This is a genomic window from Blastopirellula retiformator, from assembly GCF_007859755.1.
Lineage (GTDB): Bacteria > Planctomycetota > Planctomycetia > Pirellulales > Pirellulaceae > Blastopirellula > Blastopirellula retiformator.
In genome coordinates, this window is record NZ_SJPF01000005.1 from 131,752 (window position 1) to 153,185 (window position 21,434).

Annotated in this window: 19 protein-coding genes and 2 tRNA genes; 15 read left to right on the forward strand and 6 right to left on the reverse strand. The window is 56.4% G+C overall.

Going from position 1 to position 21,434, the window contains the following annotated elements:
- The first annotated feature begins 237 nt into the window (after positions 1-237).
- A complete protein-coding gene (locus Enr8_RS20595; protein ID WP_222434921.1) occupies positions 238-660 on the forward strand; it encodes an integrase core domain-containing protein in 423 nt (140 codons plus the stop codon).
- 294 nt (positions 661-954) lie between these two features.
- Here the strand turns inward: Enr8_RS20595 and Enr8_RS20600 are convergent, their stop codons facing one another.
- The 3 genes from Enr8_RS20600 to Enr8_RS25570 all read right to left on the reverse strand — a co-directional run bounded on the left by Enr8_RS20600 (position 955) and on the right by Enr8_RS25570 (position 9,914).
- A complete protein-coding gene (locus tag Enr8_RS20600) occupies positions 955-1,380 on the reverse strand; it encodes an SseB family protein (protein WP_186767769.1) in 426 nt (141 codons plus the stop codon).
- Between the two features lie 122 nt (positions 1,381-1,502).
- Positions 1,503-8,987 (reverse strand): choice-of-anchor D domain-containing protein, encoded by a 7,485-nt coding sequence (locus Enr8_RS20605; protein WP_186767770.1) that lies wholly within the window; start codon positions 8,985-8,987, stop codon positions 1,503-1,505.
- A gap of 783 nt (positions 8,988-9,770) precedes the next feature.
- Entirely contained in the window at positions 9,771-9,914 is a 144-nt protein-coding gene (locus tag Enr8_RS25570; protein ID WP_186767771.1) for a hypothetical protein, read from the reverse strand.
- On the opposite strand from Enr8_RS25570, the gene Enr8_RS20610 reads away from it, so the two are divergent.
- Positions 9,913-11,043, forward strand: coding sequence for an ISAs1 family transposase (locus Enr8_RS20610; protein WP_146435311.1), 1,131 nt, complete (start codon positions 9,913-9,915; stop codon positions 11,041-11,043). The two genes, Enr8_RS25570 and Enr8_RS20610, sit on opposite strands and share 2 nt — an antisense overlap.
- A gap of 213 nt (positions 11,044-11,256) precedes the next feature.
- Here Enr8_RS20610 and Enr8_RS20615 read toward each other — a convergent pair.
- Positions 11,257-11,330 (reverse strand) — tRNA-Ile (locus Enr8_RS20615).
- Positions 11,331-11,477: 147 nt separating this feature from the next.
- On the opposite strand from Enr8_RS20615, the gene Enr8_RS20620 reads away from it, so the two are divergent.
- A complete protein-coding gene (locus tag Enr8_RS20620) occupies positions 11,478-12,623 on the forward strand; it encodes a site-specific integrase (protein WP_146435313.1) in 1,146 nt (381 codons plus the stop codon).
- Here Enr8_RS20620 and Enr8_RS26640 read toward each other — a convergent pair.
- A complete protein-coding gene (locus Enr8_RS26640; RefSeq protein WP_146435315.1) occupies positions 12,601-12,876 on the reverse strand; it encodes a helix-turn-helix domain-containing protein in 276 nt (91 codons plus the stop codon). The genes Enr8_RS20620 and Enr8_RS26640 overlap by 23 nt on opposite strands.
- 52 nt (positions 12,877-12,928) lie before the next feature.
- Positions 12,929-13,312: a hypothetical protein gene (locus tag Enr8_RS20630; protein WP_146435318.1), complete on the reverse strand. Its 384-nt coding sequence runs from the start codon at positions 13,310-13,312 to the stop codon at positions 12,929-12,931.
- Positions 13,313-13,431: 119 nt separating this feature from the next.
- On the opposite strand from Enr8_RS20630, the gene Enr8_RS20635 reads away from it, so the two are divergent.
- The 12 genes from Enr8_RS20635 (at position 13,432) to Enr8_RS20690 (ending at position 21,407) form a co-directional block, all read left to right on the forward strand.
- On the forward strand, positions 13,432-13,686 hold the full coding sequence (locus tag Enr8_RS20635; RefSeq protein WP_146435320.1) for a hypothetical protein: 255 nt from the start codon (positions 13,432-13,434) through the stop codon (positions 13,684-13,686).
- Between the two features lie 181 nt (positions 13,687-13,867).
- Complete coding sequence (locus tag Enr8_RS20640) at positions 13,868-14,095, forward strand: carbon storage regulator (RefSeq protein ID WP_146435322.1); 228 nt, start codon at positions 13,868-13,870, stop codon at positions 14,093-14,095.
- 89 nt (positions 14,096-14,184) lie between these two features.
- A tRNA-Met gene (locus Enr8_RS20645) sits at positions 14,185-14,259 on the forward strand.
- A gap of 114 nt (positions 14,260-14,373) precedes the next feature.
- Positions 14,374-14,628 (forward strand): carbon storage regulator, encoded by a 255-nt coding sequence (locus tag Enr8_RS20650; RefSeq protein ID WP_146435324.1) that lies wholly within the window; start codon positions 14,374-14,376, stop codon positions 14,626-14,628.
- Between the two features lie 125 nt (positions 14,629-14,753).
- Positions 14,754-15,506 (forward strand): 3'-5' exonuclease family protein, encoded by a 753-nt coding sequence (locus tag Enr8_RS20655; RefSeq protein WP_146435326.1) that lies wholly within the window; start codon positions 14,754-14,756, stop codon positions 15,504-15,506.
- 54 nt (positions 15,507-15,560) lie between these two features.
- Entirely contained in the window at positions 15,561-16,436 is an 876-nt protein-coding gene (locus Enr8_RS20660; RefSeq protein ID WP_146435328.1) for a recombinase RecT, read from the forward strand.
- Between the two features lie 52 nt (positions 16,437-16,488).
- Positions 16,489-17,091, forward strand: a complete 603-nt coding sequence (locus Enr8_RS20665; RefSeq protein WP_146435330.1) for a hypothetical protein — start codon at positions 16,489-16,491, stop codon at positions 17,089-17,091.
- Between the two features lie 234 nt (positions 17,092-17,325).
- Positions 17,326-19,635, forward strand: a complete 2,310-nt coding sequence (locus Enr8_RS20670) for an AAA family ATPase (RefSeq protein ID WP_186767772.1) — start codon at positions 17,326-17,328, stop codon at positions 19,633-19,635.
- A complete protein-coding gene (locus Enr8_RS20675; protein ID WP_146435335.1) occupies positions 19,632-19,952 on the forward strand; it encodes a hypothetical protein in 321 nt (106 codons plus the stop codon). Before Enr8_RS20670 ends, Enr8_RS20675 begins: the two co-directional genes overlap by 4 nt.
- Before the next feature lie 4 nt (positions 19,953-19,956).
- Entirely contained in the window at positions 19,957-20,433 is a 477-nt protein-coding gene (gene rimI / locus Enr8_RS20680) for a ribosomal protein S18-alanine N-acetyltransferase (protein WP_246120184.1), read from the forward strand.
- Positions 20,430-20,705 carry a hypothetical protein gene (locus tag Enr8_RS20685; RefSeq protein WP_146435337.1) on the forward strand — a complete coding sequence of 92 codons (276 nt, stop codon included), beginning with the start codon at positions 20,430-20,432 and terminating at the stop codon, positions 20,703-20,705. The genes rimI and Enr8_RS20685 overlap by 4 nt, the downstream gene beginning before the upstream one ends.
- A 12-nt stretch (positions 20,706-20,717) precedes the next feature.
- Positions 20,718-21,407, forward strand: coding sequence for a hypothetical protein (locus Enr8_RS20690; protein ID WP_146435339.1), 690 nt, complete (start codon positions 20,718-20,720; stop codon positions 21,405-21,407).
- The last annotated feature ends 27 nt before the right edge of the window (positions 21,408-21,434 follow it).

Genomic DNA, 21,434 nt, shown 5'->3' on the forward strand with positions numbered 1-21,434 from the left:
GATCGAAATACTGGAGCACGACCGAAAACCCTCGCAGGGACATCGATTCGTCGGCCATTGCATCGCTGGTTCTTGGACTACTCAAGTCGATCAAATATCGCGAATTTACTTTTTGCACAGGACGGGGTGCTCTCGCTCAGGGGGTGGCGGGATCTGTACTTACTGATCTTTCTACACGTTGAATCCCGTCAAGTCTATATCGCCCCATCGACGTTTCATCCCAACGAATCGTGGGTAGTGGAGCAAGCCCAGGCATTTCAAGAGCACGCCAAGTCGGAGGGTCTAGCTGTTGGAACGCTCATACGGGATCGGGACACCAAATTCCAGCCAGCGTTTGATGCGGCGATTGAAGCAGATGGCGCCGAGGTGAAAGTTGGCGCGTTCCGTTCACCGAATACCAATGCCTTTGTGGAGCGGTTCATCCAGACAATTCAGCAGGAATGTTTGGACAAGTTCGTTGTGTTTGGCGAGCCGCACATGGACTACTTGGTGAATGAGTTCCTCGACTTCTATCACGAGGAACGGCCGCATCAGGGGAAAGGCAATTCTCCGCTGACGCCGTCGAATTCAATAGCGCCGGAGGTCGTCTCGATCGGTTCAGTCGCGTGTCGCGAACGACTCGGCGGTGTGCTTAAGCACTATCATCGTCAAGCGGCGTGAACACGTCGGACGCCTCTTCTTTATTTGGCGACGGAGCCATTCATCGTGCCGCATCTTGCTGCGCTCATGCGTGAACTAACCATCGGAAGATTAATGGGCAGGTGCAAATCCCCGTGGTGAGCTTCTTTTGCTGCCGTTGCCTGCTTGAATTTGGCGCTTCTCAGCCTACAGTCTTAGAGGTTCCCGCGTCCGCACAAGTCTAGGCCACCTCACCGAACAGAATTTTCCCCCCTTTGCTCCTCCGTTCCGTCTTCCTTAACGTTGCCACCCTGAAGCCGCTAACGAACTCGGACGCTATCCGAGAATTTTCGCAACATCGGTCGCTGAAACGCCACTCCAACCTTGTCGCTCAGGCCCAAGAACTTGAACGATGATTCCCATCGCCTCGTTCTTAGCGATTTGTAGTACTTCACGTCCTTTCAGTTCGACAAATACCGAATCTGGTTCGACGGAACTGAGCCAAGCAACATTGGCGAGAACCAGCAGCATCGCTTCCCCGCTTGGCAAGGTAGCGATGGGAATTCGCAAGTCGCTCGATGGCATTGTGACATAGTCACCGCTGGGGACAGCGCCCAATTCCTGCGGGATTTTTATTCCAACGCGTCCATTTTGCAGCTCTTGAAAAAACGTTCGTTGGTTTTCTTTATTCGGCGAATCGGCAAGTAGCAATACTTGTTTCGCCAATTTAGTGTTGCGATGATCGACGTCAGTTTCGTTCATTGCTTTTTTCCAATTCATGAAAGTCGACTGCGGACGTAGCGATAAAAGCAAAGTTTACCCTAGTGCATGAATTTAACCAACTTCTTGCGATTCGTAATTGTCCATAAACGACTCGCAATAGATCATGGGGCCTCAGGATTGACCTTCACCCCAACGGACTCGAGTGATTCAATCTCTTCCACGCATGCTGACCACTTTACGTTGCCTTGGTTGGGTCTCAAAAAGCTGCTTAAGTTATATGGTCGGGTCACGGTTGTAGGATTGCCCTGGATGTGCAAGCCGCTAGGCGGCGTCAGCGTGTAGTTTGGCATCTGTGCACCTGGGAGATACGTTTGAGCACCGTAGATTTCGTAGTAGTCAGGTGTAAGCCCTTGGTCTACCTTGCCTCCCACGTCATCAAAAATTGTGTTGCCGTGATTTGTATATACAGTCACCGAGGTGCCTTCCGGGACTTTTACGGTGCCATTTCCTGGTAGGAATACGCCGTGTCCACTCAGAATATTTGGATCATGAATTGGCTTCCCATCTGCTCCAAGCAGAGGTTTATAAGTGTCATTCAGTGAAGGACCAGACAATGGCTTTCCATCAGGACCTAGTAGACTTGATCTTGTTCCCGAATTGCGACGTTGTTGGCCAGCATAGAAGTCTTCGATATCATCAGCAAGCGAGGTACTTGCGGAGCGGACGCCACTCCGAAGAAGCTGTTGCTCCCACGTGAAATGAAATAATGCTGGATCACGTTGCATGTCGGTGCAATAGGAATTAAGAGCTCCATTGTGACCACCTGCTTCTTCGTATCGGTAGTAGTAGTCGAGGCCCGCGAGTGCTCCCCCCCCAGCTGTGATCAACGCTTTTCCAGTAGTGGTGGATGCCGCGGAACTTCCATAAATATATGCCGAAGTTGTTGCGCTATTTAGGCTCGTCATTGCGGAAGAACCTGCAGAGGTCGCTGCAGGAATGGCGCCGGCGGCGACCGCTGCTGCACCTCCTGCAATAACGGCTGGAACGACAAATGATGATATTACGACATGAGGTGAATGAATTCCCTTTTCGACATCTTCTGTGATCATGGTGCCGCCATAGTAGCGGCTGCCACGTACTGGCCAAGCTGGTACAAGGCCCGATGGATCTACCCAACTCAGATGCCCATTCCCTACATACCGATAAAGATTCGCATCCCCCGCTTCAAACTCAATCGGATCCTGGCTCATCCACCGCGCCGTGGCGGGGTCGTACCAGCGGTTGAGATTGTACTGCAGCCCAGTCAGCGGATCGACGTATTTGCCGGTGTAGCGGAAGCGGAAGGCGTCGAGGCTGCCGTTGGTTTCACTAGCGACTTTGCCGACCGCGTCGTAGGCGATGTGGTTGACGATTGACGTTACGTCGGTTGAGTCGTCGTACTCGACGTAGTCGCGGACCGTGTTTTGGTTGTCGGTCAGCGCCCAGAAGAGGTCGCCAGCCCCGTTTTCGTCGGCCAGCAGTTGATCGACCTGTGGCCCCCAGAGCGTTCGATGCTCCACGTCGCCAGTGTCGTCTAGCACCAGCACGATCTGGCCATTGTCGATGATGAAGTAGCCTGACTGATCAACCGTGCCGTCGCCGTTGGTGTCGGCCTCGCGGCTGACGAGTTGGTTGAACGCGTCGTAGCCGTAGTCAACTTTCCACTGCTTGACGTCGGAGTCGTCGTACTTCGTGACGCTTTCTAAACGATCGCGATGGTCGTACTCAAAAACCTCGTAGTCGCCGGTCGAGATGTTCGTTCTCGTCAGGCGATTTCCTTCGGCGTCGTAGGTGTAATTGTACGTCCCGTCGGAGAGAAGCTGGTTGTTGTCGCCGGTACTGTAGCCGGTGTTGGTGCGGTTGCCGTTGTCGTCGTAGGTGTACGACTCGTCGTTCGCCGTGCCGGTGTAGTCGGCGCCTTCCAGCTGGTTAGTGTCGTCGTAGTTGTAGGTCGCATCTTCGGCGGAATGACCGTAGACCGTGAAGCCAGTGACTCGATTGGCCGAATCATAGCTCCAGGTGTAGCCAGCCAATGTGCTGCTGCCGCTGTCAACATAGGTCAGACTGGTCAGGCGATCGGCGAAGTCGTAGCCGTAGGTGCTGGTTGCGATCGTATCGGTTCCGGCCAGATCGGCGTAGCGCGTGATCGACGTGAACTGGTATTTGTCGTCGGCGTCGTAAGTGAAGTCGACTCGCTTTTCGGCAACCGTATTGCCGCCGACTTGGCCTGCCTGGTTGACCTGCGTTAGACGGTTCAGGAAGTCATAGGCGTATTCATTCTTAAAATCGTCCGTGCCGTCGATTTCGGCCGCCAGGCTGATGCGGCGGTTGAGCGCGTCGTACGCTTGATCGAGAACCACGTCGTAGCCGAGCGCCGCCAGGTCGACTTCAGTGCTGGTGATGCGGCCGAGGCGATCGTACGTAAAATCGTAGGCGGCGGTGGAATCGGCGACCGACACGAGCTGCGACGCGGCGTCATAACCGTAGGTGATCGTGTTGACCGTGGTCACCCCGTCGAGCCACGTTTCACTGATGCGCCGCTGTAAATTATCGTATTCGTACTCAATCACCCGGCCGTTGCGGTCGGTGTATTCGACCAAGTTTCCGGCGGCGTCGTACTCGTAATAACGCGTGTCGTTCAGCTCATTCGTATTGGTGAGCATCCGATTCAATAGATCGTACGTCCAGGTGGTCGTGTTCTCTTCCGGATCGGTCAGCGTCAGGCGATTGCCGTTGGCGTCGTAGGTGTATTCCGTTTCGCCTCCCTCGGCGTCGGTCTTTTTGATGAGGCGGCCGAGGTTGTCGTAGTCGTAGCTGGTCTCGTGGCCTAGGCGATCAGTTTCGCTGACGGTTCGCCCCAACGCGTCATATTCGTAGATGGTCCAAGCAGCGAGCAGCGAACCGCCCCCGTCTGGATCGGGCATCGTCACCTTTACGGTGCGGCCGAGATCATCGTACTCGTAGCTGGTCGTCCCTTCGCTGGTCGACATCGATTCCAACTGACCGTCGTCGTTGTAAGCGTAGGTCGTCACCGGCGCCGAAAGCGGGCCGGCGCCATCGGGGTCAGGCTCGGTGGTCGAAATCGTACGCCCCAACGCATCGTAGGCGTAGGTCGTGACGCCGCGGGGATCGGTCATCGTGGCGACTTGGCCGGCGGAAGTGTAGGTGTAGCTGACCGTTTGGCCTTCGGTATCGATGGTGCTGGTCAGGCGACCGTCGCTGCCGTAGGTGTATGACGTGTACGGGACAGTGAGCGGCCCGGCCTCGTCAGGGTCGGGAAGCGTTTCCACAAGCAGCCGCCCCATCGCATCGTAGGTGTAACTAGTCTTCCGGCCGAGCGGATCGGTTTCGCTGGTCAGTTGCCCGGCCGCATCGAAGACGTAGCTGGTGATGGGAGCAGTCTGGCCGCCGGGGCCATCGGGATCGGCGGCGGTGATTTTGATCAACCGGCCGAGGGCGTCGTAGTCGTACGTGGTGATGTTGCCTAGTTCGTCGGTCACGCTGTAGAGCTGCCCGGCGGCGTCGTAGGCGTATTCGATCTCCGGCGAGACGAGGGCGCCAGCGCCATCGGGATCGGCGAGAATCTCTTTCACCAGACGGCCGAGATCGTCGTAGTCATAACTGGTTACGCCGCCGTTGGGGTCGGTCATGCTGACGAGTTGGCCATACTCGTCATATTCGTAGCTGGTGACGGGGGAAGTAAGCGGGCCGGCGTCATCGGGATCAGGGGAGGTAACTTCGATTTGTCGATTTAGCGCATCGTAGTCGTAGCTAGTTATCCGGCCGAGCGCGTCGGTTTCGGTCAACAGATTGCCGGCGTCGTCGTAGGTGTAGCTGGTAACCGGCGCGGTCTGCGATCCAGCGCCGTCCGGATCTGGTAGCGTTACGCTGGTGCGACGGCGGCGATTGTCATAGGCGTAGCTGGTGACGCCGCTGGAGGTGGTGACCGAAGCGAGCATGCCGACGGCGTTATAGGCGTAGATGGTGACGAACGCGGACAGAGCGCCAGCGCCATCGGGATCGGCGGAGGTTTCCTTAACCAGGCGATTTAGCTCATCGTATTCGTAGGTGGTCGTGCCGAGCGGCGTCGTCTCCGTTAGTAAATTTCCTTCGTGGTCGTAAGTGTAGCTGGTCGTGACGCCGTAGATATCGGTGATGCTGGCGATTCGCCCCATCACGTCGTACGTCGTCGTTTCGCTGAGCGACTGGAGCGTGACGACGGCGCCGTCGGGGTCGGGCAGCGTCGCTTCGATCAGGCGGCCGAGGTCGTCGTATGTATACGTCGTGACCCGGCCGAGCGGATCGGTCTCCGTGAGAATCTGACCGTTGTCGTTATAGGTGAAGGTGGTGACCGGTGAAGATTGCGGGCCGGCGCCATCGGGATCTGCCTCGGTGATCGAGGTGAGCAGCCCATCGGTATAGCCGTAGGTGGTGACGGCGCCAAGCGGATCGGTGATCGTCAGAACGTTGCCGTGGCTATCGTAGGTATAGCTGGTCACCGGCGCGGTAAGCGGCCCGGCGTCGTCGGGATCTTCTTCGGTCACCGAAGTGAGCGTGCCGCTCGAATTGTAAGCATAGGTCGTCGTGCGACTGTTAAGCGTTTCGGTCGCAATAAATCCCATCGCGTTGTAGGTATAGCTGATCACGCTCGCAACCTGCGGTCCCGCGCCATCGGGATCGGCCGATGTCATCGACGTCACTCGACTGAGAGCGTCGTAGGTATAGGTCGTCACGTTGCCCAGTTCGTCGGTCTCCGTCAGCATATTGCCGGCCGAATCGTAGGTCGCCGTCGTGTAGGCTTCGTCCGCCGTCCCGGCTGCGAAGGTGGTCTTGGTCAGATTGCCGTCTTCGTCGTATTCGTATTCGGTAACGACGCCATCCGGAGCGGTCATCGAAGCCAAGAGCCCGATCGGCGCGTCGCCGGTTGTGGTGGGAGCAGGCGTGTAGGTGTACGTGTACGTGAGATCGTCCGTTTCGAGATTCACCAGATCATCGATCACGCCAACAACAGCCGTTTCGGACAGCAGCCACTTGTGGGTTGAGTCGTACGCGTAAAGCGAGATATTGCCGTTGGCATCGGTGTATTGAACCGGCTTGTTCCAGGTCGTGTGGTAAACCCAAGTTCGTACTGACGCGTCAGGGAGCGTTTCGGTCAGCATGTTGCCGCGGCTGTCATAGGTGTATTCGAACACCGATGAAGTCAGCGGTCCTGCGTCATCGGGATCAGCGTAGGTGATCTTGGTCGCCAAGCCATTGGCGTCGCGCTCGTAGATCGTTTCGTTCCCTTCGCCATCGATTTCACGAATCACGTTGCCGAGCGAGTCGTACTCGTATTGCATCGTGATTCCCTGACTGTCGGTGATCGTCTCGATCGACGTACCGTTGTCGACCAACGACTTCGTGGCGGAACTATACGTCGTGACCGATCCATCCGGCTCGGTCACCGTGGCGACTCGCCCCGTTGAATCGTAGGTGTACGAAGTGACCAGGCCGCCGGGCTTGGTGATCGACGTGATCTGGCCGCCGGAATTGTAGGCATAGGTTGTAACCGGAGCCGCGAGAGGCCCGGCGCCATCAGGATCTTCACGCGTGATCGTCTCGAGCAGTCCGTTGGTATCGTACGTCATCGACATCAACCAACCCTTGGTATTGGTGATGCTGGTCAGTTTTCCGCTGGTGTAAGCGTAGGTAAACGTATCTTCGGCCCCGGAAATGCCGGCCAAGACTTTTTTGCCGCCGCTGGTCGTATAGCTGTAGGTCGTTTCGTGACCGTCCGCCTGCGTCCGACTGGTCTGATAGCCATCGGAGTCAAAAACGTAAGTATGGCCGTAACGACTGGTGTATTGATAGCCGCCGCCCGACAGCGCCCCAAACGATCCAAACTCCCCTTCCGGCATGTCGTATCCGCCCAATCCATCGCTGGCCAGGTAGATGGACCTCCCGTTGCCGAGGTTGAGGTCGATCCCATTGGTACGAACATTGGCTTTCATGACGCCATTGGTGGCGACGCCGCCTGTGCCAATATCGACTTGCCCCGTTTCTTCGTGTGGGCCATCTTCTAGCCAGTCGTTTGCGCTGGTCAGGGTGACCGTATAGTCGATGTTACCATCGCCACTTAGTGCGCTGCGAGCAATCGTAAACACCACCTTCCCCAGCAGATTCTCCGAGCGACTGCCGCTCAAATTGAAAGCGCTGGTGTCGCTGGTCGTCATTGCGACGCCGCCAATGCTGGCCGTGACGGTCAATGTATCGCTAATCTGCAGCGCAGGGTCGACCGACACTTCGACGACGAGTTGCACGGTATCCGCGGTGACCGTGTTTTGTACGTTGACGTCCAGATCGGTTCCCGAATCGCATCCGCACGAACAATTGCAGACATTGGGATCAGTGCTCTCGGTATCTTGGTTGGCGATGGGATCTTGATCGTCCTCAGGACTGACCGAGGCAGCGTAGCCGGTTACCTCCCCGCTAATCGTGAAGTTGAAGGGATTCTCGTCGCTGTCGTTGGTGGTGAAAGAAAGCGTGCCAGAGAAAGTCCCGACCGCTGCGGCGTTCATTTGAACTTGGAAAGTCGTGCTGGAATTGGCTGCGACGGTTAGCGTCGTACTCGAGTTATTGTCAGAGTAGGCGCCAGGCGTCGTATCGCCGAAGTCTTTGAGCAGCGAAAAACCGGTCGGCAGATTGATCTGATCCAATACGAGGTTGGCATTGCCGGTGTTGTTGACCGTAAACGTCTTGTAGACCGGTGTGCCTACCGTCGTATTTCCAAAAGATACGGAACCCGTATTGTCGGAAATATTCCCTGTCCCGCTTGTGCTGACGGCGATTTCGGGAACGTCGTAGACGGTTGCCGTTACGTAGAAGTTGAAGGGATTTTCGCCGTCCGTGTTATCATTTGTGCCGAAGGAAATCTCGCCGGCGAACGTTCCGGAAACCGAAGTATCGAGTTCGATTTCAAACGTCGTTGTTGTATTGGGCGCCAAACTCGTGCTGGTGAAATCATGTAACAGCGAGTACCCACTGGGCAAATTGATCGAATTAAGCGAGAGCACGCCTGTCCCGGTATTTCGGACCAGGAATTTTTTCGTCACCGTTGCCCCGGTCGGCGACGAGCCGAGCGAAATCACGTCGACGTTGTCGTCAATTTCGTCACCCGTCGCGGTCAGGTTAGGAAAGACCGCGATTTCCGGCACGCCCGCCACGCTTCCGCTAATCGTGAAGTTGAAGGGATTCTCGTCGCTGTCGTTGGTGGTGAAAGAAAGCGTGCCAGAGAAAGTCCCGACCGCTGCGGCGTTCATTTGAACTTGGAAAGTCGTGCTGGAATTGGCTGCGACGGTTAGCGTCGTACTCGAGTTATTGTCAGAGTAGGCGCCAGGCGTCGTATCGCCGAAGTCTTTGAGCAGCGAAAAACCGGTCGGCAGATTGATCTGATCCAATACGAGGTTGGCATTGCCGGTGTTGTTGACCGTAAACGTCTTGTAGACCGGTGTGCCTACCGTCGTACTTCCAAAAGATACCGAACCCGTATTGTCGGGAATATTCCCTGTCCCGCTTGTGCTGACGGCGATTTCGGGGGCTGGGCTGGGAGCCACGTAGGATAAAGTCACTACTCCGAAATCCCGACCATATAGAACAGGGCCAGTAGCATTGCTGGTAACGGCGTCCCATGTCAGTGTTGCATCACTAAAAGAAACGGAGGGATCGAAGTACAGGCGATGGCTCCATTGAGTTCCCGCTGCCATGGAGGTGTACTGATCAGATTCCTGAGAAACTCCGTCTAAAGTAAACCCTTCCACACCGACTCCGACACTATTAGCAACTTCTCCGGCAGTACTACTGTTCACCACTTCAAAAGTGATATAGCTACCGTTCGCGTCCGATTGGATATCCGATTGGGTAATGGTGTAGCTGGCCTCTGTGTTCGATACTTGAACTAGACCAGGGCCTGCTGGTGTGGTTGGAGGAATAAAGTTACCAGCAACATATGTACTTATATCAAATGCCAGTAGATCACGCCGGTCGAGCGTCTCGACCGCATGGTTTCGTTTGGTCGTGCCGATATGGCTCTTGCGGGACGCCCGAGGAGCTTCCACGAACTGAGAAATAGCCTGCTTCCACGAAGATTTCTTACGCTGACGCATGGGAGAAAGAAGCTCCAGAGAAGGATGCCGCAATTGTGTCCTGTTTTCCGCTCAGTGAGGCTATAAGCTATCGAACGAATGTAGCGATTTCAATTGCCAAGTGGGGAAGTATTTTTTACCATTGCCCGGTTTTTTTGTGGCCCCACGAAGAAGGAGATCTGGGCGGCTGGAAAAACGCTGTCTCACCGAAGAATCGAAAGAGACACGGCAGGATTCATGCCGTTTTACGAATGCGATATCACCTAGAAATTAACGAAAATCGCCTGTTGGCGTATCTGGCACGGCGATTGCGCCATGATGGGCAATCTGCGATAATCCGGCAAGTACGTCTTGGCGTTTTTGCGATGTCCGTTTCGCCGCCAGGCGTTCGCTTTGCAGGGAGGTCTTCCGCATGTCTTCTTCTTCGGCCGCTTCGATTCAACAGCACTTTGCCGACCTGACCGATCCGCGCACGCGGAAGGTGACTTATCCGCTGGTCAACATCGTCACGATGTCGCTCTGCGCGGTGCTCGGCGGGGCGGATGATTTTGTCGCGATCGCCGATTGGGCGGAGGATAAGAAGGAGTGGCTTTCGAAGTTTCTCGACATGAGCACCGGCGTCCCTTCGCATGATCGTTTCAACGCGATTCTGGGCGCGCTGAAGCCGGCCGAATTCGAGAAGTGTTTGCTGAGTTGGATCACGGCTCTGCAAGAGATCACTGACGGACAAATCATCGCGATCGACGGCAAGACGTTGCGGCACAGTTTCGACGCCGCCAGCAGCAAGGCGGCCATTCACATGGTCAGCGCTTGGGCGACCGCCAACCATGTCAGCCTCGGTCAAGTCGCGACCGACGCCAAGAGTAACGAGATCACGGCGATTCCGAAATTGCTCGAAATCATCGAGGTTTCCGGCTGTTTGGTGACGATCGACGCGATGGGTTGTCAGAAAGAGATCGCCGCCAAGATCGTCGATGCAGGCGGCGATTATTGCCTGGCGATCAAAGGAAATCAGCGATACCTGCATCAAGCGATTCGCGATCACTTCGTCGCCGCGATGGAAGTCGACTTCAAGAAGCTGAAAGTTCATCGTCACGAAACGCATGAGAAAGGGCATGGCCGCGAGGAGTCGCGCTACTATTATCTCTGCCCGATCGATGCGGAGGACTTTCCGTACGCGAGCAAGTGGAAGAATTTGAAAGCGATCGGCATGACGATCAACATCGTGACGCAAAACGGGAAAGAGACAAGCGACGTCCGTTACTATATTGTGAGCAAATACCTCACGGGCAAACGCTTCGCCGAAGCGGTGCGTGGTCACTGGAGCATCGAGAATTCGCTCCACTGGCAACTCGACGTAACGTTCGGCGAAGACCAAAGCCGCATCCGCAAAGGACACGCAGATATTAACTTCAGCCTGCTGCGAAGAACGAGCTTGAGCCTCTTGAAGAACAACAAAACGGCGAAGGTGGGCGTGAAGAACAAGCGGCTAAAAGCGGGGCGGAACGACGCCTATCTGCTGGAAGGGTTGCTGGCGACGTGATTTATGGTGCGATCGCCGTGGGGAGGGTACCGGCCACACGTTCAGACAGTATCACCCAGACCAGCTTTCGGTCCGCGTTCCGGAATAGGTCGATGATGCTTCAGAAATACAAGCTGTCCAGCGGGTACAGAACTGATACAGAATAGGTACGAAACGAGCAAAATCAGGGAAATCTGGAAGTCACAAACATGCAAAAATCCCCGCATAATCGAGTAGGCCAGGCAGGACTCGAACCCGCGACCAAGGGATTATGAGTCCCCTGCTCTAACCGACTGAGCTACTGGCCCAAAGTGCTTGTGTGCAATGAGTTGTAGCGGATCGTGGATCGCCAGGAATTCTCGTTTGACACCATGCTTGACACCGATTCACCATCTAGGCACACTGTTTAGGACAGTTTTCGACTTGTCCAATTCGCCTCTTCTGTCGGGTGTCAGGTGTCTAAGTCTAAAGGCGAAAAGCCATCTAAGCCATACCCCGAATTCCCTCTTTTCGCGCACGCATCTGGCCGGTGGTGCAAGAAGATCAACGGCAAGTTTCACTACTTCGGCCCCTGGCGCGATCATGAAGCGGCTCTGGCGCGATATCTGGAGCAGGTAGACTACCTCAAGGCCGGTCGTAAGCCACCAAACCCGGAAGCCAAGGGGCTGCGTCTGTGGGGATTATGCAATGTTTTTTGCGAAACTCAGGACTACAAGCTTTCAGTTGGGGAAATCGTTCGGTCAACACATCAAGACTACGTTGAGACATGCGAGCGGATAGTCAAGTTTTTCGGCCGAGACACGATCGTCGAACACCTGCAAGCGGCCGACTTTCAGCAACTGCGCGAGGAGATGGCGAAGACATTGGGGCTGCGAACTATCGGCAACGAGATCAACCGGATTCGCATTGTTCTCAAATACGCCTATGACGAGGGGCTTATCGCTCATCCAGTTCGATTCGGCAACCAGTTCAAGCGGCCGCCAAAGTCTGCACTACGGCGCCAGAAGCAAGCCAAGGGACCGCAGATGTTCACGGTCGAACAGGCTCGAGAATTGATACGTCGTGCAACTCCACCGATGCGGGCAATGCTGCTGCTGGCGGCAAATTGCGGATTTGGCAACAACGACTGTGCGAGCCTGACGTTTCAATATCTCGATCTCAAAGGCGGCTGGCACACACTCCCGCGACCAAAGACAGGGATTGAACGCCGGTGTCCATTGTGGCCTGAGACAGTAGCGGCGATCGAGGCATATCTGCCGAGGCGCCCTAATCCGCAGCATGAAGAGGACCAGGACTTGGTTTTCATCACGAAGTACGGACTGCGATATGTTCGCGATTCTGAAAACGCAGTCAGCAAGGAGTTCGCAAAGATACGAGGATTTGCCGGCACAAAAGGTACGTTTTACTGGATGCGGCACACGTTCGAAACAATCGGCGGGGAGAGCCGTGATCAGGTCGCCGTCGACCATATCATGGGCCACGCGAAAGAGACAATGGCGACCGAATACCGAGAATGGATCGGTCCAGAACGGCTAGAGAGCGTCGTCAGCTTTGTGCGAGAATGGCTCTATCCAGTGCCTAGAATCGTCGTTTTGCCTTAGCTATTCGCTCGTCAACCACACTTCGATGCGATCGAGCCGGCGACTTTTCTTGCTTGCGGTTGCGTCGCAATTCTTCAAACGCCTCCCAGTCCGAGGCGCGAATCTTCCATCGCGGCTTTGTTGATCCGCGCCGAGCGACGTTAGTTGCCCGAAGCTCACCACTTCGAATCCACTCGTGAACCTTGTGTTCGTGTACGCCATAAGATTTAGCAACTTCGGCGGGCGTGAATCGGCGCTCGGCTATATCTCGCATAATGCACTCCTTGGGTGAAGTGCATTTAATAGTAAGATTACTTCTCAGGCAACTAGCTTTCGTGGATTTCTCCGAAATCGCTAGGCGCAAATTCTAATTCTAGGTCGATATTCCTGGCTAAATGGACGGCCCGTTCCTCGCCAGCGTCTTTTACAACGTCGCGAATATGCTTCGAGATCGTGTTTTTGAGTTCCTTCGGCTTTGATTCCAAGCTGGCGACGATCCCAAGAACGACATCTATGTCCGCACGGTCCATGTCCTTGGCTATTTCGTCCAGGGCAACCGACAGTTTGCGTAGATTCTTTGACCACCGGCGCACGTCTGCGCTAGTAAAAGGCCATCGCTCATTCGGCTTTCGCTTCTTTGGTTGCTGTTTTTCAGAACTTTTTTTGACCATACAAAACTCTTTCGCGGCAAAGACTTGCGAACTGTACATGGTCAATTCTCTCGGAAAGTAAAAGCACTTCGAGTAGCACAACTCTTGACACAATCCAGTCTGGATGTACAAATGGCTCAACAAGCGGACGAACAAGTAAAGTTACTTTGGAGGCAGGGATGGTCAAGCGAATAGCCGCCCCAAGATTGGATACAAAGAAACGGCCAGGGCACCCCGAAGTTTACGACTGGGATAAGTGGTGCGAGGGCGGTTGGTATACGGCCACGCTCGGAAAAGACATCGACGCCACCAACCCAGCAGCATTCCGGCAATCAATCAAGCGACAGGCGGGCAAGCGCGGTCTTGCGTTTGAATACAACCACGATGGCAAGGTTGTCGAATTCCGCTTCTTCAAGCCCGACGCCACCAAATAACCAAGACACCTGGATGTGGCCGCGAATGGAACGCGGCTTTCAAGGAAGGTCGCCTCACGCGATCGACGACGATCGCGATGAGGCATGGAACACCATCGGAGGGCCGGCATGATCAGCCGGAAAAGTGATGCAGCCGGCCCCGCGTTGGGACTGGCACAACGGAATTCATGAGGAGCAACCATTGCTAGTTCTAACACGCAAACCGGGCGAAACCATTCGCATCGGCGATGACATTGTGATCACGATCAATCAGCTAAGAGGTGGCCGCGTTCGCGTTGGCATCGACGCCCCAAAGCATGTTTCGGTCGCATGCGGTGAACTTGATCCGCCGTCGCAACAGCAGTTGCCACCGACGCCAACGGGGGCCTTTCAGCCGCCGCAGATCATGGGGTTCGCTGGCGCGGCCTAACGCCGCAAGACAATTAGATTTCGCACGGGAAGCGACAGTCAAGAGGCAGCCTCCCGTGCAATTTGTACGTGAGGCTTTTTTATTAGCACCGCCGCGTAGAGCAGTCTGGTTAGCTCGCTTGGCTCATAACCAAGAGGTCGCAGGTTCAAATCCTGCCGCGGCAATTCCAGCTCGTTGCTGGTCCCGATGGGTCTTAAGTCGGCCCATCAACCGCCCTGGAGGTGGTCAGTGTCGATAGCTGGCCACCTCTTTTTACCCTCAACGCAAGGATGCAAACCATGTTTCTCGTTTTGTCGCGGCATGTAAATGAGCCGATCGTCTTCGATTTCGACAAGGTGATCCGCCTGATCGACACCAACCCCGAAGAAGCCAAGGAGTCGCTTCGCCGTGTGTCGGTCATGCCTTTCGCGATCCGCGGAGACAAGGTTCGGTTTAGCATCGACGCCCACAAGAACGTCAGCGTGCACCGCCAGGAAGTGATGGATGCGATCGATCGAGAGAACAAGCAGAAACAGGACCAGGCGGAAGTTTAACGAACGAACGGACGCTGCGGCTCATGCGAGCAACGGCCAGTGGGATGCTGGTCGGCGGTTGGACGCGATGGAACGCCGGCGAGAAACGGATCGCTCGCCGGCCTTTACGAAAAAGGTGAATTGCGATGATCGTGTTTGATATTGAGACCGGGCCAGCTCCCGAAGAGACGCTACGGAAGTTTCTACCTGATTTGCCGGCCGCTCAGCATCCGGGTGATTTCGACCCGTCTTCGGTGAAGCTTGGTAACACCAAGGACCAGGCGAAGATCGACGCCAAGTATCGCGATGCCGCGGCCAAGCATGCCGAAGCGGTTGCCAAATTCGAGGAGGACCAAAAGACGGCGGCCGACGACCACTGGGCGAAGTTTATCGATAAAGCGGCGCTTTCGCCCATCACTGGCCAGGTGGTCGCGATCGGCTACTACTCGGCCAACAATGGGGCGTTCGTTCATCAGGACATTACGCAGAAGTCCGAGCGGGAAATGATAACCACCTTCTGGTCGCAATTCAGCAAGAACGAGCATTCGCACCGCAGTATGGTTGGCCACAATATCTTCGAGTTCGACCTGCCGTTTCTGGTTCGCCGTAGCTGGGCACTCGATATCGCGGTTCCGCCGAACGCTCGCAAGGGCCGCTACTGGTCGGACCTCTTCGTCGACACGCTCGACTATTGGAACCTTGGCCAGCGAATGAACAAGCCGGCGGCTAACTTCGACGCCCTGGCCGCGTTCTTCAAAACCGCCGGGAAGCCGGAAGGAACCGACGGTTCGCAGTTTTACGACATGCTGACGACCGACTACGACCGGGCGATCGCCTACCTGAAGTCGGACGTCGAGCAGCCGGCCGCGTGGATCGACGCGATGGGCATCACGCTTTAGCCCTTCCTGGCCGATTCTCTTTCGCTCCAATTCCATCGTTTCCAAGAGGTCAATATGTCCACAGCTACCGACGTCGCGGTCATGAAACAGCAGGCGAGCGACGTAGCGAAGCGAATGAATGCCGTCGAAATGCGGGAGTTCATTGAATATTACGGCTCCCAGGTCGCACAGTCGCGGATGTTTGGCTGTGCAAATGAAGCCCAGGGCAAGGTTCTCGCCGGCATGTCGCTGCTAGAAGGCATTCCGATGATGGAGGTGATGCGATCGTACCACTTCCTCGACGGCAAGTTGTCGATGCGAGCCGACGCCATGCTGGCCGATTTTCATTCCCGTCACGGCGGCAAGTCGTTCATCGTGCGGCGAGACGCTGAAGCGGCGACGATCGAGCTTGAACGCGACGGCCGGAAGCAGGAGTTCACCTTCACTTGGGCAGAAGCCGAGCAAGAGCCGTTCGTTCGCGACAAGAACGGCGGCATCAAGAAGAACTACGCAACGCCCCGCGCTCGGATGCAGATGTTGTGGGCTCGCTGTGTCAGTGATGCCGTTCGGGCCTTTTGTCCGGAAGTCAATTCCGGCGCGTACACGCCGGAAGAGATCAGCGATTTTCGCGACGATGCGGTCGACGTGCCGTACGTGGTTTATCCAGCGAGCGGCGAGACGCAGCAAGCGGCGACGGAAACCGCACCGCAACCGCAGCAATCACAGCCGTCGAACGAACCGCTGGTCAGCGAGAAGGACGTGATCGCAATCACGAACGTCGCTCGCCAAATCGAAACCTACGAACCCGGCTGGCTCGAAGGCAAGCTGAAACCGCTGCTCGCCAGCATGGGCAAACGTCTGGCCGAGCTGACCGCCGCCGAAGCGATCAGCCTCAAAGAAAAAATGGCCGCCAAGGCCAAGCAACTCTGGAACGAAGACGTTCCGTTTTAACCAAATCACGTTTCTGTTTTTCCATCGCAACACGTTAGAAGGATTTTAGACCATGGTTTCTTTCACCGCTCCGCAAAACATGGAAGTCTCCTCGTTTCTGGAACATGCCGGCCGCTATCACTTCCTGGTGACCGCTGTCGACGAAAACCCGGTCTCGAAGGATGGCAGCCAGATCAGCGCCATCAAGCTGGAATGCAAAGTGCTGGCCGGCGACGATCCGACGCAAAACGGCAAGCAGTGGACCTGCTACCTGAACCTGCCGAATATGTCGCACAAAGACGGCGGCGAGTTCGCGTCGAAGGTTTTGTGCCGCGCCGCAAAGGCGCTGTGCGTTCTGCCCCAAGTGGCGCCGGGTCAACCGGTCAACATCGACTTCAACCTGGCTGTCGGTCGAACGTTTCTGGCGACGATCGAAAAGCGAGACGATCGAACCAGTCTCAAGGGCGGCGACATCTTTGCTCCGAATGATCCGGAAGCCAAGGAATACCCGAGAAACCAGCAGGTTCTCAGTCAGCAAGCGTCAGCCCAATCGCAAGCCGCTCCGGTCCAAGCTGCTCAGCCGGCGGCGTCCGCTCCGCAGCAGACTCAGCCGACTCAAGTCGCCCAGCAACCGGTTGGCGCCGGCGCTACGGCGGATCCGTTCAGCACGCTGTAAGGCGTGTTGCATCCGAGCCCCATCGGATTGAACCCTCTGCGGTTCGTGAAACGGGCGAGCTTAGCGGGGATTGCTTGCACGGTCATGCGTTGCGAAAGCACGTATGCCGAACTGGCCGGACGCCAGAGACGGCCGAGAGAGAACGGCGGACGCGGAAAGGGTAGCGGCCGAGTCGGCTGCAGCGGGTTCAAGTCCCGCGCCGCGTCTTTTGCAATTTGGCCCGAGGGAAAACCGATGTCGCGTCAAAAACTCGAAATCGTCGCCACCTACCTTAACGAGCAATTTCGGTTCGAGAATGCCAGTGGCGCCACAATTATCGGCAACATCAAGCTGGAAGGGGAAGCCCAAGCTGAACTGATCCCCGGCGCCGACCTGCAGATCAAAGGGGAAGCTGACGACGACCTGGTTGCCGGCATGACCTACCGCTTCTACGGCCGCTGGGATTCCTATGAGAACAAGCGAACCGGCCGAAAATCGAACCAGTTTATCTTCACCACGTACACGCCAGCGACGCCCCTCTCGCGTCCGGGCGTGGTCCGATACCTGCAGCAGATCAAAGGAATCGGACCCAAGACCGCCGCCCAGTTGTGGACGAAGTTCGGGCCGAAGTCGATCCGGACGCTGCGAGAAGACCCCGAAGCGGCGGCGATCGCTTGCAGCCTGCTTCCCGGCGACATCGCGGCCGAGGCTTCCACCTGGTTGCGAGAGAACCAGAAGTTGGAGGAACTGACCGTTCACTTGATGGGCCTGTTCGATGGCCGAGGTTTTCCGAAATCGATCGCTCGCCTCTGCATCAAGGAATGGGGCAACACGGCGGCCGACGTCATCCAGGAGAACCCGTACAAACTGATGGCGTTTCGCGGCTGCGGCTTCAAGCGTTGCGACGCCCTCTGGTTGGATCTCGGTCTTCCCCGCGACGCTCTGGAACGGCAAATCTATTGTGCCTGGCACGCGATGGCCGAGGACAGCAACGGCCACACCTGGTTCCCGCTGCCGTTCGTGCTACAAAAGCTCGCCCGCGAAATCGGACCAAACCGCAACGACGCCGAAGCGTTGGCCGAGGCTCGCGACCAGGGGCTGATTGCTATCCAGCGGTATGAAAACGGGCAACTGGTCGACCAGGGTGGGGCCATCTTCCTGGCCGAAGCGAAGTATGCGAACCAAGAGCAGCGCGTTGCCGACGTGATCCAGGAGCTGGAATCGAATCCCGTTCCCGCGATCTGGCCAAACCTATCCCTGGCCGAGTCGATCTCCGACCACCAGTGCGAACGGGCCTCCCTCGCTCTAACAGGCCGGCTCTGCATTCTCGGCGGTGGTCCTGGTACCGGAAAAACCTACGTGTCGGCCAACATCGTCAAGCTGCTGGAGTCGGATCTATCGGCGTCGATCGCCGTGGCCGCTCCGACTGGTAAGGCGGCGAACCGCGTCAGCGAAGCGATGGCGAGCTATGGCATCAACTTACGGGCGTCGACGATTCACAGCTTGCTCGGCATCCGGGCCAGCACGCTGGGGAGTTTCGAGTTTGAATACAACGCCCTAAATCGCCTGCCGTTTAAATACGTGCTGGTTGACGAAGCTTCGATGGTCAGCACCGATCTGATGGCATCATTGCTTTCGGCGCTGGCGTCGGATGCTCACCTGCTGTTGGTTGGCGATGTGAACCAGTTGCCGCCGGTTGGACATGGCGCCCCGCTGCGAGATCTGATCGCCGCCAACATGCCATACGGTCAGTTGGAAGAAATCCGCCGCAACTCGGGGACGATCGTCACGGCGTGTCATGAACTACGAACCACGGGCTGGTTTAATCACGATCGCGGCGTCGACATTGAGAACGGCAAAAATTTACGCGTCGTTCGCTGCGATGACAATGATACGATCCGCCAAAAACTACTGGCCGGCATCGACATCGCCAAGGACAAAAACCTCGATCCGATCTGGGACGTGCAGGTTCTGACCGCGCTGAACGACAAGTCGGACGTTAGCCGTCAGCCGCTCAACAAGTTTCTACAGCAACATCTATCGCCTTCTCCAGTCGTCGAAGGTTCGGTATTTCGTCCCGGCGACAAGGCGGTCTGCCTGAAGAACGGCGTCTACACGCTGCACGGCGATGACCAGGGCGAGACGTTTGTCGCCAATGGCGAACTGGCCGAGGTGGTGGCGATCGAGCCGAAGTTCTTCGTGATGCGGCTGCTGACGCCAGAGCGAACGGTTCGCGTCCCCCGCGGCAAGCAAGAGGCGGACGGCGAAGGTGGCAAAAGCAAGAGCGGCGCCGGCTGCGACTGGGATCTCGGCTACGTGCTGAGCGTCCACAAATCGCAGGGCTCCGAGTGGCCGTTCGTCTTCACGGTTGTTGACGACGCCGGCGCCCGCGTGGCTAGTCGCGAGTGGGTTTACACCGCCATGAGCCGAGCGAAAAAGCTGCACCTGTTTTTCGGCAAGGAAGAGACGCTGAGGCGGTTCTGCCGGCGGGTGGCGATCGGCAAGCGAAACACGTTTTTGAAAGAGCGGATTTTGGCCAACCAAACGCAGGGAGTGACGGCATGAGCGGATTCACCGAAGGCAAGTGGGAACTCGGTAGCGAAGGGTTTTCCGGCGGCTACTGCAATATCTACGCGGATGGCGAAAGCAAGTTCATCGGAACGGTATCGGCGGAAGATGTCGGACCGGAAGAAGCCGAGGCGAACGCTCTGCTGATTGTGCAGGCCAAAGACCTGTACAAGATCGTCCAGGAACTTGCGAGCGAATTCAACTTTCGCGTTGGCGCCGTTGGATTTGATGAACCTCCCCATCCCGATCACGACAAGCTCTGCAGGCTTCAAGCGATTCTTGCTCCTATAAACCTACGCGAAAACGGAAAGTGAATCCGTGAACACCCACGTCCGCTGGATGATCCGCCGCGACATGCCGGAAGTTCTCGAAATCGAGCGAACTAGCTTCGAGTTCGCCTGGACCGAGTACGACTTTATCAACCGCCTGAAAGAACGGAACGTGATCGGCATAGTTGCGGAATCCCAGATGGCGCCCGGCAAGCGTGATCGCGTGGTCGGCTTCATGATCTACGAGCTTCAGCGGAATCACCTTCATCTATTGAAATTCGCAGTTCATCCGGACTATCGCCGCCGCGGTGTTGGCCATCAGTTAGTCACGAAGCTGACCAGGAAGCTTGCTTCACGGCGGTCGCATGTTCTAACCGAAGTCCGCGAAACGAACCTCGACGCCCAGCGATTCTTCCGGTCCAAGGGGTTTCGGGCGATCTCGGTGCTACGGGATTTTTACGACGACGCGGAAGAAGACGCGTACCTGATGCAGTTTCGGGCAAGACAAACGGAGGCAGTAGGGTGACGGAACACCAAGACAACCAGCGTCTTCGCACGATGAAGCAATGCCTGCTACTTTGCTCGGTCGCCCAATGCTTTCACAGTGGATTCACCGTCCAAGAACTAGTCGATCGGTTTCAGCAAAAGGTTGGCTACATTCACTACCGAACCGCGATGCGATACGCAAACAACCTCGAAATGTGTGGACTGATCGAGGAAGTCGAGGGAAAGCCAAACAAGCGAGGAAAAGCCTCTCGGCGATTCAAGTGGGCTGGATGGCCCGAACCGCTTCACTAAAGGAATAGCCCAATGACCATGAAACCCCTCATTAACCCGTATACCATCCTGATCGATTCGGCCGAGCAGGCGCCATTCTCTTTTCAAGGGATGACGGCCGATTCCAATCGCGGCTACCGGCCGATCGTCATCAACTGGGGTCAAAACCTGCGGCGGGAATGCCTGGGCCGCTACCCCGATTCGCGAGGCGACTACTCGGTCGAAGGGTTGGAGCAGTTGGTTGGCGTCGAACGGAAGTCGATGGAAGACATCCAGGGGACGATTCTCGGCTTTGAGAAGACCGACCGGGGCGTTGTCGTCGATACCGGCCGTCGCGAGCGGTTCGAACAGGAGCTTTCCAATCTGGCGGCACTGCCATTCGCGTGCGTGATCGTCGAAGCGAACTTAGACGCGGTCGTCACCAACGTGCCGGAGTGGGGGAGCAAGCCGCCGGAGGTGAACGGCAAGATCCTGTTTCGCTCGATCCTCAGTTTTCAAAACACCTACCGCGTGCCGTGGTTCTTCTGCGGTTGCCGTCGCCTGGCCGAAATCACCGCGTTTCGTTTCCTCGATCGTGCGGTCCGCAAGATCAAAGAGCAGCAGGCACGCGAGCGGAAAGCGGCGCGGATGGCGAGGAATGTTTCCGCTGGCATTCAGTCGGCGATCGAGATCCAAGAGGAAATTCCGTTCTACCACACCCCCCCCGCAAGGAAGCCCGCATGAAAGTCATCGACCACCCAACCATTTGGT